The 13,551-nt window shown below is 39.3% G+C and carries 8 protein-coding genes; all 8 read left to right on the forward strand.

From position 1 onward, the window contains the following. Positions 1 to 112: 112 nt before the first annotated feature. A complete protein-coding gene (locus VL047_RS09420; protein ID WP_325359977.1) occupies positions 113 to 2,494 on the forward strand; it encodes a glycoside hydrolase family 95 protein in 2,382 nt (793 codons plus the stop codon). Positions 2,495 to 2,637: 143 nt separating this feature from the next. After that, complete coding sequence (locus tag VL047_RS09425) at positions 2,638 to 3,546, forward strand: alpha/beta hydrolase (RefSeq protein ID WP_325359979.1); 909 nt, start codon at positions 2,638 to 2,640, stop codon at positions 3,544 to 3,546. Between the two features lie 175 nt (positions 3,547 to 3,721). Continuing rightward, entirely contained in the window at positions 3,722 to 7,390 is a 3,669-nt protein-coding gene (locus VL047_RS09430; RefSeq protein WP_325359981.1) for a PVC-type heme-binding CxxCH protein, read from the forward strand. A 23-nt stretch (positions 7,391 to 7,413) separates the two neighbouring features. After that, complete coding sequence (locus VL047_RS09435) at positions 7,414 to 8,274, forward strand: sugar phosphate isomerase/epimerase (protein WP_325359983.1); 861 nt, start codon at positions 7,414 to 7,416, stop codon at positions 8,272 to 8,274. A 46-nt stretch (positions 8,275 to 8,320) separates the two neighbouring features. Beyond that, a complete protein-coding gene (locus VL047_RS09440; RefSeq protein WP_325359985.1) occupies positions 8,321 to 9,430 on the forward strand; it encodes a Gfo/Idh/MocA family oxidoreductase in 1,110 nt (369 codons plus the stop codon). Positions 9,431 to 9,557: 127 nt separating this feature from the next. Next, on the forward strand, positions 9,558 to 10,961 hold the full coding sequence (locus VL047_RS09445) for a family 16 glycoside hydrolase (protein ID WP_325359987.1): 1,404 nt from the start codon (positions 9,558 to 9,560) through the stop codon (positions 10,959 to 10,961). Between the two features lie 10 nt (positions 10,962 to 10,971). Then, the gene (locus VL047_RS09450; protein WP_325359989.1) at positions 10,972 to 13,032 is read left to right on the forward strand and encodes a plastocyanin/azurin family copper-binding protein; all 2,061 of its coding nucleotides are present in this window, start codon (positions 10,972 to 10,974) and stop codon (positions 13,030 to 13,032) included. A 23-nt stretch (positions 13,033 to 13,055) separates the two neighbouring features. After that, positions 13,056 to 13,551 (forward strand): DUF1080 domain-containing protein (locus VL047_RS09455; protein WP_325359991.1); only part of this gene is annotated, 496 nt, incomplete at its 3' end.

The raw sequence follows: 13,551 nt of genomic DNA on the forward strand, positions 1-13,551 counted from the left end.
ATAAATAAATATCATGGTCCGATGTATCGGATTTAATATTAAGAAAACTATGAAGTTTAACTATCCAAGACTAATCGCTTTTTTGAGTTTGCTTATGTTTCATACAGTGGTTATGGCGCAAAGAGATGTTTTATGGTATGATAAGCCTGCAAAAAACTGGAACGAAGCTTTACCTATAGGTAATGGTTATATTGGTGCTATGGTATTTGGTACCCCCCAAACGGAACGTTTGCAATTAAATGAATCAACAATATGGGCTGGAGGACCAAACAATAATATCGATGTTAATGCCAAACCTGCTATTGAACAAGTAAGAGAGCTACTAGTTCAAAAAAAATATGAAGAGGCACAACAGGTGGCTAATCAATTGTTGGGACCGAAAGGTAATAGTGGAATGCCTTATCAGCTTGCTGGCAACCTATATATTAATTTCGCAGACCATGAAAATATTTCAGAATATAAGAGGGATTTAAACATTGGAGATGCGACTGCTTCGGTAAGTTACTTGCATGAGGGAGTGCGTTATAAAAGAGAGTATTTTACATCTTTTACCGATAATGTTTTAATGGTTAGATTAACAGCTGATAAACCTCAGATGATTACCTGTGATATCACCTTACAAAGCCCATTGGAGAAAGGTAAAGAGGTGAATAACGGGGACTTAATTTTATCGGGTTTAGGTAGCGACCATGAGAATCAAAAAGGACAGGTTAAATTTAATGTAATAGCTCGTGTAAAAAATTCGAATGGAGCTGTTAGTGCTGATACATCAGGTATTAAAGTTAATAAAGCCGATACGGTAGTAGTTTATCTATCCATGGCTACAAACTTTGTAAATTATCAAGACATTAGTGCGGATCCACTTAGCCGTGCAAAAGCTATTTTGAATAAAGCTTATAAAAAGGATTATGAAAAATTGTTACATGCACACTCTGAATTCTATCAGCAGTTTTATAATAGAGTAGAACTGGATTTAGGTTCGAGTGAGGCAGCGAAAGTTACTACCGATGTTCGAATTGAGAATTTTGCTAAAGGAGAGGATCCACAACTTGCTGAGCTTTATTTCCAATTTGGCAGGTATTTGCTTATTTCATCTTCTCAACCAGGCTCTCAACCTGCAAATTTACAAGGTATTTGGAACGGTGATTTAAAAGGTGCATGGGATAGTAAATATACTGTAAACATAAATGCCCAAATGAATTATTGGCCAAGTGAAGTAACACAATTATCAGAATTAAGTACACCGCTTTTTGATATGATAGAGGATTTGTCTGTTGTGGGAAAAACTACTGCGAAAGAAATGTATGGCGCACGAGGCTGGTCAATGCATCACAATACTGATATATGGAGAATTACAGGAATAGTTGATGGAGCTTTTTGGGGACTTTGGCCAACAGGAAGCGCTTGGCTTTCTCAACACCTTTGGGAACATTATTTATACACTGGCGACCGTACTTTTCTTAAAAAATACTATCCGTTGATGAAAGAAGCCGCTCAGTATTTTATAGATGTGCTACAGCCGGAAGCGGAGCACGGTTGGTTAGTTGTTTCGCCTTCTGTATCGCCTGAGAATGCTTATATTACTAAAGGAAGAAACCAAGTTTCAGTTTCAGCCGGTACAACTATGGATAATCAGTTAGTGTATGATTTGTTTACAGCTGTTGCTGGGGCTGCGACTGATTTAAAAATTGACAAGGTATTTGCTGATAGCGTATTAAATTATCGAAAGAAATTGCCTCCTATGCAAGTAGGTAAATATGGTCAGTTGCAAGAATGGTTAGATGATATGGATTCTCCAACAGATCATCATCGTCATGTATCGCACTTATATGGATTATATCCGGGAAATCAAATATCACCTTTCCGTAATCCAGAACTTTTTGCTGCATCAAAAAACTCACTGATTTATCGCACCGATGTCTCAACGGGTTGGTCAATGGCTTGGAAAATTAATTTGTGGGCGAGGTTACTTGACGGAAATCATGCTTACAAGCTAATAACAGACCAGATTGCTCCTGTAGGAAGGGCATCAGGTGGTACATATCCAAATCTATTTGATGCACATCCTCCGTTTCAGATTGATGGGAATTTTGGATATACCTCAGGTGTTGCTGAAATGCTAATGCAAAGCCATGATGGGTTTGTTTATCTTTTGCCGGCTATACCTGACGTATGGAAAAAGGGAAGTGTTAAAGGTTTAGTAGCTCGAGGTGGTTTTATTATTGATATGGAATGGGATAATTATAAAATTACGCGCTTAGTAGTAAATTCGACACTAGGTGGTAATTTTCGCGTCAGGTTAAACCAAGAAGTAACAAATAACATATTAAAGGAAGCAAGTGGAGATAATGAAAACCCACTTTATAAAGTTGTAAGTATACCTACACCTCTAATCAAGCCTTCTGATAAAGATTTAAGCGTAGAATTACCTGAAAATTGGTTGTATGATGTTAAAACCAAAAAAGGGAAAAGCTATATATTAATCGGAGGATAAATAATAAAAAAGGCAGAGAACCTAGTTTTCTGCCTTTTTTATTATTTTAGCAAAGTGTAGTATTCTTTGCTAAAGTAATAACGAAGTATATAATATTAATACAACACTAATTAATAACTGTTTAAACCTAATGAAATAATTACATGAAGAAATTATTACAGATAAAAAAGATTTTTTTTATCGCAAGTGTATTTGTTGTGCTTAGCATTCCCACTTATTCACAAGATATAGTTAAGCAGGCTCCTGTTGGTTTCGATGTTTATAAAGAAAATATATTACATGGGAAAATTGATACCATCAGTTATGAGTCGAAAACCGTCGGAACTACTCGCAGAGCATTAGTTTATACTCCGCCAGGTTATTCTGAGAGTAAGAAATATCCTGTATTATACCTTTTACATGGTATTGGTGGTGATGAAAAGGAATGGTATAATGGAGGCAATCCACAGATAATATTAGATAATCTTTATGCGCAGAACAAACTGACTCCTATGATTGTGATAATGCCAAATGGAAGAGCTATAAAAGATGATCGTGCTATTGGTAATCACATGGCAGCTGATAAAGTAGCTGGTTTTGCAGTTTTTGAAAAAGATTTGCTTAACGATTTGATTCCTTATGTAGAAAGCAAGTTTTCTGTATTAACAGATAGAGAGAGTCGTGCAATTGCAGGTCTTTCTATGGGTGGTGGACAATCTTTGAATTTTGGTTTAGGTAATTTGGATAAATTCGCTTGGGTTGGTGGTTTTTCTTCTGCTCCAAATACAAAAAGTCCTGAGCTATTAGTTCCAGACCCTGCAATAGCAAAAAATCAATTGAAGTTACTTTGGATATCGTGTGGCGCAAGTGATGGTTTAATTTCTTTTAGTAAACGTACTCACGACTATTTAGAAGAAAAGGGAGTTCCACATATTTATTATATAGAGCCTGGTGTTCATGATTTTAAGGTTTGGAAGAATGGATTATATATGTTCTCTCAATTAATTTTTAAGCCTGTTGATGTTTCATCATTCCCTAGATATGTTTATAGCGAAAATGCTACATCAAAATAAGATACAATATTTTAATGCCTTCCTTTTGGGTATTAAATATTAATTTATATATTTACTATTAGAATGCGAACGTTGGCATTGGTATTATTGATCTAATCCCTGTCAACGTTATTAATTGGTTATTGTTGTGGTTATTGCCAACGTTCGCATTTTAAATAAACCAACACACCATAAAATGAAGAAGATTATTTTTTTTGTACTGTTTAGCAGTATTCTACTCAGTAGCCTCGCGAATGGTATTTATGACTATGCGCTTAAATTTGAAACGGATGCCATACAGCAACCTCCAGGCCGAAGAGCTGAGGTGTTGTTTTTAGGTCATACCGATACACATCATAATTCGGGAAAGTTTGCACCCATGATTAGTATTCCATTGTTTGCCCGTGGAATAAACATTACGTACACCACAGATACGAACGATCTTAATACAGCGAACTTAAGTAAATATGATGGATTGATCATCTATGCCAATTATGATAATATATCACCGGCCAAAGAGAAGGTATTAAAGGATTTTGTAGAAGGCGGTAAGGGCTTGATTCCAATCCATTCTGCCTCAGCAAGTTTTGTTAACTCACCTTGGTATATTCAGGCTATCGGAGGACAGTTTAAATCACATAAAACGGGGCATTTCACCGCAGTGAATATTAATAAGACCCATCCTGTTATGGCGGGTATCGATGAATTCGAGACATGGGATGAGACCTATGTGCACAGTAATATCAACCCGGATAAAACGGTGTTGCAGGAGCGTGTAGAGAATGGTGTGAAAGAGCCATGGACCTGGGTCCGTAACCAGGGAAAAGGCAGGATATTTTATACGGCTTATGGCCATAACGATAGCACATGGACAAACCCTATGTTTCAGAAGTTGATAGGAAATGGGGTTTTATGGGCCTTGGGCGATAAAGTTCAGGCAGAAGTTGCAGCATTTAAAATACCGCAACTTGTATATAATGATACCATCATTGTTCCCAACTATGAGAAACGTGATCCGGCGCCAAAGTTTCAATATGCATTGAACCCACAAGAGTCGATGGATCTGATGCAGGTTCCTGTTGATTTTGAGGTGAAGCTTTTTGCTGCAGAACCGGATATCACGAATCCGATAGCGATGTCATGGGATGAAAGAGGCAGGTTATGGATAGTTGAGTCGGTAGATTACCCCAATACGTTTGTTGAAACCGATGGAGCAGCTAACGACCGCATCAAGATCTTGGAAGATACCGATGGCGATGGGATGGCAGATAAGTTTACCATTTTTGCTGATAGTTTAAATATCCCTTCGAGTATTGTGTTTGCCAATGGCGGTGTGATTATATCGATGGCACCTCATATGGTGTTCTTAAAGGATACCGATGGAGATGATAAAGCAGATGTTCGTCATGATTTCATGGAAGGCTGGGGTAAAAATGACACCCACGCGGGTCCTTCAAACTTACGATATGGTTTTGATAATAAGATCTGGGGTGTTGTAGGTTATTCAGGCTTTAACAACACTATTGATAATAAGAGTTTTAGATTTGCCCAAGGTGTTTATCGCTTTGATCCGGATGGTACCGATTTTGAGTTCTTGGCAAATTCAAACAATAACACCTGGGGATTAGGGTTTACAGAAGACAATAATGTTTTTGTTTCTACTGCCAATGGTAACCACAGTGATTTTTATTCAATGCCTTATCAATTAATGCAGAGACCTTTCCCTGCTAAAGTGGTTCAGGCTGAAGGTGCGCAAAATGGAGGGTTTAGAGGTAGAAGTGCGGGTCAGCAAGTAATTCCCCTTGCTATCATCCAGGGCCATGGTGATATGCATACCCTTACTCCTAATCTGAGACAAGTGGATGTTCATGGCGGGTTTACTGCTGCCGCTGGCCATAATTTTTATACCGCCAGGAATTTCCCTAAGGAATACTGGAACCGTATCGCTTTCGTCAATGAGCCTACCGGTAGACTGACTCATAGTGCCATTATTGAGCCTAATGGTGCTGGTTTTGCAGAGAAAGACGGTTGGAACTTATTAGCAAGTTCTGATGAGTGGGTAGGTCCTGTTCATGCAGAGGTTGGTCCTGATGGTGCTGTTTGGGTAGCTGATTGGTATAATTTCATTATTCAACATAACCCTACTCCTGGACCTACGGTGTCAAATGGTAAGCAGTTTGTGAATGGTCAAGGTAATGCCTTCATTACCCCGATGCGTGATTTAGACCGAGGCCGTATTTATAGAATAGTTTATAAAGATGCTAAACCTTACACCCCAATCAGTCTATCAAAAGATAATACAGCAGGGTTGTTAAGTGCTTTGGAGAATGATAATTTATTCTGGCGATTGACAGCACAACGTTTATTGGTTGAGAATAATAACAAGGCGTCCATTCCCGGGCTTATTAAGATAATTAATAATAAAAAGGTTGATGAGATTGGTTTGAATGGTCCGGCCATAAATGCTTTATGGACGTTAGCGGGTTTAAAGGTATTGAACGATTCTAATTCAGAAGCTTTCAAAGCAGTTGTTGGTGCATTGTCCCATCCTTCAGCCGGCGTGAGAAAAGCAGCTCTAGAGGTGTTGCCTAAAAATGGACAAGCGTTTGCATTGATTCAAAAGGCAGGTTTGTTAAACGATCCGAATTTGAATACACGTATGAATGCCCTTGTTGTTGTTGCACAGCTTCCGGCATCGGTTGAAGCGGGTAAAGCCTTATATACAGCAAGTCTTAACGCTGAAAATGCAAATGACGAATGGCTTTCTAAAGCTTTGTATGCAGCCGCTATCCAACATGAAGAAGGGTTTATGTCTTCTGTTCCGGCTGGATTTAAGACAACTGGTACGTCAGAGTTGACATTGACACAGCGCATCGTTCAAGGGTTAAGCAATGAAGTATATTCGTTAGCCAATAGACAAGGTTCTGTTGGTGCGGTAGCTTTTAGCCCGGATGTAGTTGGTAAAGAGATTATCATTAAAGCTAAGATTGGTCGCGCAAGTCAGGATAACCGCCCTCCTCAATGGAGACAGCAAGAGCCAATTGATCCGAATGCTCCTATTCAAGGTTTTATAGCCGGTCAAGGTGGTAAAGAAGATGGTTATGGTGTGTTTATCCAGGATGGTAAATTGAACATGCTTGTTAGACAGAATGGTCAATCATATACAGCAGTTTCTAACACAGCCTTACCAGAAGAATATGAATTGGTTGCTCAATTGTTAGAAAATGGAGCGATGAGCATAGAGGTAGATGGCAAACAGGTTGCTACAGGTAAAGCTCCGGGATTGTTTACTAAATCGTTGGATCTGAATTTGAGATCTTCTCAAGACCTTCAAGAGCCTACAACGGATAGGATCGGTGATTATGAAGGTTCATTTAGATTTACCGGAAGCATGGAAGATGCTACCATTGAGTTAAGAAAACCAGGTGCTGCAGGGAAAAGTCAAACGGTTGCAGCAAGCACCACTGCGAATGCAGCTTCGGATAATGTAACAGTATTACAAATCGATGTTGTTCCAAATGAAATGGCATTCAGCAAGAAGTCAGTAACGGTTAAAGCAGGACAGCGTGTACGTATCCGTATTGCAAATCCGGATCAGATGCAGCATAATCTACTTATCATAAAACCAGGTACGCTGAATAAGGTTGGTGCCGCAGCAGATGAAATGGCACTTGATCCTCAGGCAGCTTCGATGGCTTATGTTCCCCGGACTTCTGATGTATTATTTGCTACAAGGTTGTTGGATCCGGGTGAAAGTACTACCTTAGAATTTACTGCTCCTTCTCAAGTCGGAGATTATCCATTCTTGTGTACATTCCCGGGACATTGGAGAATGATGCAAGGCATTATGAAAGTGGTTAAATAAGTATAATTCAAAGAAGATAATATATGAGTTTGGATGTTAAATTTGGTGTAAGTACATGGCTATGGACATCACCATTTAATTCCGATACACTATCGCTTTTTCCAAAGATTAAACGGATGGGCTATGATGTTGTTGAAATTCCCGTAGAAGATCCTTCGCTAATTGATATAAATAAGGTGAAGGCTGCACTGGAAGAGAATGGTTTAAAGGCGGTAATCTGTGGGGCATTTGGCCCAAGCAGAGATCTTACTCATGATGATGAGAGTTATCATAAAATAAGTTTAGATTACATATACACCTGTTTGAAAATTGCAAGTGCATTGGGTTCTGATTTTTTTTCAGGGCCCATGTATTCTGCAGTGGGGAAAGCACGTCTTGTATCGCCCGACCAGAAACGTATTGAATGGGATCGTGCAGTAACTAATATTAGGAAAGCTTGTATAATGTCAGCAGATCTTGGTTTAGATCTCGCTATTGAGCCTCTTAATCGCTTTGAATCCGATCTTATTAATACAGCAGAGGATGTGATGATGCTAATAAAAGACATTGATCATCCGTCAGCGAAAGTTTTGCTGGATGGTTTTCATATGAATATTGAAGAAAGGGATATAGAAAAAGCAATTGTTTCTGTTGGGGATAAACTTATTCATTTGCAAGTTTCAGAGAATTATAGAGGAACACCAGGTACAGGTCAAACACGCTGGGATGCTTATAAACGAGGATTAACAGCAATTAATTATAATAGAGCAGTTTCTATTGAGAGTTTTACACCAGAAGTTAAAGAGTTGGCTGGTGCCGTTTGTATGTGGAGACCATTAGTGGCAAGCCAAGACGGTTTTGCGGAAGAAGGCTTGCAGTTTTTAAAACAATGGGCGCAAGAGTAACTAAATCAATAATTGATATTAATAGAGTAAAAAACATAATTTAGAGATGATTAATAAGCCAATAAATATAGCGATTGTAGGTTTGGGTTTTGGAGCGGAATTTATTCCAATCTATCAAAAACATCCGGACGCAAACATGTATGCTATTTGCCAGCGAAATGCGGATAAGTTAGAAGAAATTGGTAATGCATTTGGGATTGAGAAGCGATATACAGATTATGAAGAACTGTTAAAGGACCCACTGGTAGATGCTGTTCATATCAATACCCCAATTCAAAACCATGCAGAGCAGTCAATAGCTGCACTTCGCGCGGGGAAACATGTTGCCTGTACGGTTCCTATGGCTACTAGTGTGGAGGATTGTAAGCGGATTGTTGATGCTGTAAATGAAACGGGACTTACCTACATGATGATGGAGACGGTTGTGTATAGTCGGGAGTTTTTATTTGTAAAGGAATTATATGAGAGCGGAGAGTTAGGTAAGATTCAGTTCTTGAGGGGATCACATCAGCAAGAAATGGCTGGCTGGCCTGGCTATTGGGAAGGGTTGCCTCCTATGCATTATGCTACTCATTGTGTTAGCCCGGTTTTAGCACTTCCGAAAGCTTCGGCAGAGTATGTGTCCTGTTTCGGATCAGGAAGAATTGATGAGAACCTGATTCCGAAATACGGTTCACCGTTTGCGATAGAAACCTGTCACATTAAATTAAAGGATTCAGATTTGTCGGCAGAGGTGACACGTTCCTTATTTAACACGGCCCGTCAATACCGTGAAAGCTTTGATGTTTATGGCTCGAAGAAATCATTCGAGTGGACTCTTATTGAACATGAAGATAGCGTTATCCATACCGGAGAGTCACCAGAACGGGTGAAGGTTAAAGATTATGCTCATTTATTGCCTAAGGAGATTCAGGAGTTTACTACCGAGTTTGTATATGGTGCAGAAGAGAATCAACACCTTTCTTTTATTCAAGGTTCTGGACATGGTGGTTCTCACCCGCATTTAGTACATGAGTTTGTGAGCTCACTTGTGGCCAATCGTCAGCCTTATCCGAATGCAGTTCAATCTGCGAATATTACGTGTGTAGGGATTTTGGCACATGAATCCGCTATGAAAGGCGGTGAAATTATACCACTTCCTGAATTTACTTTTTAGTGGAGAAAATGTAATTAGAATCTAGTGTATTAGTTTTAAAGTGAAAAACATAATATCTTTGTTATAAAACATAATGAAGATCTTATGTTTTTTTATTTTACTTAAAAGATTTAAAATTTATGATTTTATGAAAAGATTTGCCTTGTTATTATTTGGAAGTATACTGTATTCTCATTTTGTATTCTCTCAAAGTACTATTCCCGTTTTAAATTTAGATGTATTTGAGGAACCGGGTGCAAACTGGGTGATTGCTTCTGATTTAACAACAGATTTTAATAAGTCGACGGCAAAATTGGTTAGCGGAGATGGTATTGTTGTAAATATACCTACAAAGGGAGCAACTAATCTAGTTACCAAAGCACAATTAAAGGGAGATGTTGAGATCGACTTTGATTTCTTAACTACCAAGGGAAGCCGTTCAGCTGTATATATACTGGGACGTTATAAGATCCAACTATCAGACAGTTGGCCCGATGGTGCAGATCCCCTTTCCAGGGTTGGTGTTATCGATGTGAACAATGCTGAGAATAGTTTTTCGTTTCATACCGAGCAGCCTATAAGTAATGTGGGAAAAGCACCTGGCTTATGGCAACATTTAAAGGTAAAGTTCAAATCCCCTGCTTTTGATGGTTCAGGAAAAAAGACCGAAAAGGCAAGTTTTGAAGAAGTTTATTTAAATGGAGTACTTATTCACCAGGGAATTGCATTAGAGGGGCCATCTAATGGTTCCGGTTTTAATGATGAGCGTACCGAAGGGCCTTTGGTTTTTCAAGCGGATGAGGATCATTTGATAGCATTTAAAAATATTCAGTATAAGACTATTGAAAAGGCCGATCAACCCCTTGCTGCTGCGAGACGTTTCAGGATGGTTAATCCCATTATCGTGGAAGCAGAGGGAGAGCCGTATGTTTTGAGAAGTTATCTATTGTTTGACAAGGGTAAACGTACACATGTAATATCTGTAGGCAACCCCGATCAGACCAATTATTCTTATGACCTGAAGCAAGGGGCGATTTTACAGTTTTGGAGAGGAGGATTTGTTGATGCAACTGATATGTGGGAGTCCCGTGGAGAGCCGCAATTGGCTAGGCCGCTCGGAGCGGTAACCACTTTGTCTTCTGCTCCTTCCTTTGCCTTATTGAGTAATTCAGGGTCTATATGGCCAGATTCAATACCGTTCGATGATTTTCATAATAAAGGTTATTCTTTTGATGCCGACAAGAATGTAACCTTTCATTATGAATATAATGGCTTGAACGTTGATGATAAAATATCGATGGTAGGAGATGGTACATCTTTGAAGAGGGAGGTCCGTGTTGCTAATGCACCGGAGAATCTCTATTTCAGAATTGCACAAGGGAAGGTGATCGAGTCCTTGGGCAAAGGTTTGTATGTAATCGATGGGAAATCATATTATATCAAAGTTGACGAGCATGTTAAACCCGTTATTCGGGAGCTGTCAAATTCTGAAGAACTTGTAATTGCATTTGGTAAAAAGCTTTCTTCATTGGAATATTCGATCATTTGGTAAATTGAGAAACATGAACTTAAAAATAACCCATATAAAATATTTAACAGCTATTGTAGGAATTTTATATTCAACAATTAGTTTTGGACAAAATAATACAGGTACCACTGTTAAAGACAGTGTTAAGATATATACTGAGAATGATATTTATCGGCTGACCAGTGTACCTATCCCTCAAGGAATTTTTCTCGAAGTTGGCGGAATGACATTTTTGCCTACCGGATCGCTTGCAGTTTCAACACGGCGCGGTGAAGTTTGGATTATAGATAACCCATCTATGAAGAACAGGCAGCAACCGACCTATCGATTGTTTGCTCAAGGTTTGCATGAACCTTTGGGCCTTAATTATATCAAAGGGGATATTTATGCGGTACAACGTTCAGAGCTAACTCGTTTAAGGGATTCAGATGGTGATGGCAAGGCCGATCAGTATGAGACGATGTACTCTTGGCCTTTATCTGAAACGGGAAATTATCATGAATATGCCTATGGCCCCTTGTTGGATAAAAATGGCGATATGATTGTGGCATTGAATCTTGGCTGGAATGGAAACAGTGAGAGTCTTTCAAAATGGCATGGTTGGATGCTTAAGTTCTCTCCGGATTTTAAAATGAAACCCTTTGCGGCCGGATTCAGATCACCCGCAGCCATGGCATTAAATAGTTCTGGAGATATCTTCTATTCTGAGAACCAAGGTCATTGGGTGGGATCAGGATTTATTTCTCACGTCGCTGAGGGCGACTTTATGGGGAATCCAAGCAGCTTAAAATGGTCTGGAGAACCAGAGTCTAATATCACATTAAAACAATCGGATATTCCTGATACGGGAAAGCCCATGTTTGAAGTAGCTAAAACCGTTAAGGGAATAAAAACACCTGCGGTATGGTTTCCACATACCATATTGGGGATTTCCACATCTGGGATTCTCAACTATAATAAAGAGGGGAAAATGGGGCCGTTTGAAGATCAATTGTTTGTTGGTGATCAGGGCCACAGCAAAATTATGCGTGTATATCTTGAGAAAGTGAAAGGCGTTTATCAAGGGGTCGTTTTCCCTTTTCGTGAAGGGTTCTCATCGGGTATATTAAGAATGAATTGGGGGCCGGATGGATCTATGTTTGTTGGAATGACATCCCGCGGTTGGGGTTCTACGGGCAACGCCCCATTTGGATTGCAAAAATTAGAATGGACAGGGGTTATGCCATTCGAGATAAAAACGATTAAGGCAAAGCCTGATGGTTTCGAATTGGAGTTTACCTTACCGGTTGACGAGGAATCAGCTCGGGATGCATCCTCTTATAGCATAGGAGATTTTATATACAAGTATCACAGTACCTATGGAAGCCCTCCTATTAATCAAGCTGATCGTACGATTAAAGCAATTGTCGTATCTGAAGATAAAATGCGGGTTCGCTTGGTTTTGGATAGTTTAAAAGAAGGATATATACATGAAATAAAGGCTGAGGGCATATTGTCTGCAAAGCAACTTCCTTTATTACATAATTTCGGATATTATACTTTGAATGCGATACCCGATGGTGATAAAGTAGCCATTACCGATGAGAATCGGGTCGGGGTTTCAATGGGCCATGATCATGAAGCGATGGCTAATAGTCCGAAAAGCGAAGTGTCCCAGCCATTAAAGAAACAGGATGCTCTAGGCAAACATACCTTGAAAATGCCGGCTAGCTGGGGCGGGAAAGCAGATCTTACAATTACATTGGGTACACTGCCCGGATTAAAGTTTAGCACCGATGATATTACGGTAAAGGCAGGAAGTAAACTTAAGCTGGTTTTCAATAATAACGACGATATGCTTCACAATTTCGTGCTGACTGAAATAGGTGCAGGAAATGAAGTGGGCGAGTTGGCTCTAAAATTAGGAATACAAGGGGAGAAGATGAACTATGTACCCAATAGCCCTAAGGTTCTAGTATATACCAAGATCTTACAGCCTGGACAAACTGAAGCAATTTATTTCAATGCACCTGACAAGCCGGGAGTTTATCCCTATATATGCTCTTATCCAGGACATTATCTTGTGATGAGGGGAGTCATTCGAGTAGTTAAATAATATTAAATCAAAAAGATCCTGTTATGTTAAAGAGATTAATTCTGTCGAGTTTGGTATTGTTCGTTTGTTCGTTAAGTTATGCGCAAGAGAGGGAAACCCCCGGACCAAAGCCTGAAGATACTGAAGTCTGGGAACCTGTTCCAAAAGTAATTGTACCTGGTAAGGTTAATTTTAATGACCCCCCATCAGACGCTATCGTCTTATTTGATAAGGATAATTTAGATAATTGGGTTTCTCAAAGGGATAAATCCCCTGCCAAATGGGTTGTTACAGGAGATTACTTCACCGTAAACAAACCGACAGGAGATATTGAGACGAAAGAAACGTTTACTGATTACCAGTTACATATTGAGTTTAAGATACCGGAAGAAATTGCTCATAATGGTCAGAGCAGAGGAAACAGTGGGATCTTTTTAGCTGCTACCAATGGTAATGCAGGCGGCTATGAGCTTCAAGTTCTTGATGGGTATAACAACGAGAATAAGACTTATGTTAATGGAATGGTCGGAAGTATTTATA

It is taken from the genome of Albibacterium sp. (genome assembly GCF_035514885.1).
Classification (GTDB): domain Bacteria; phylum Bacteroidota; class Bacteroidia; order Sphingobacteriales; family Sphingobacteriaceae; genus Albibacterium.

Bases quoted from the DNA above. Each gene is read 5' to 3' on its own strand.
- VL047_RS09450 (WP_325359989.1), top strand. From the start codon at position 10,972: ATGAACTTAAAAATAACCCATATAAAATATTTAACAGCTATTGTAGGA.
- VL047_RS09420 (WP_325359977.1), top strand. From the start codon at position 113: ATGGCGCAAAGAGATGTTTTATGGTATGATAAGCCTGCAAAAAACTGG.
- VL047_RS09440 (WP_325359985.1), top strand. From the start codon at position 8,321: ATGATTAATAAGCCAATAAATATAGCGATTGTAGGTTTGGGTTTTGGA.
- VL047_RS09425 (WP_325359979.1), top strand. From the start codon at position 2,638: ATGAAGAAATTATTACAGATAAAAAAGATTTTTTTTATCGCAAGTGTA.
- VL047_RS09430 (WP_325359981.1), top strand. From the start codon at position 3,722: ATGAAGAAGATTATTTTTTTTGTACTGTTTAGCAGTATTCTACTCAGT.
- VL047_RS09445 (WP_325359987.1), top strand. From the start codon at position 9,558: ATGAAAAGATTTGCCTTGTTATTATTTGGAAGTATACTGTATTCTCAT.
- VL047_RS09435 (WP_325359983.1), top strand. From the start codon at position 7,414: ATGAGTTTGGATGTTAAATTTGGTGTAAGTACATGGCTATGGACATCA.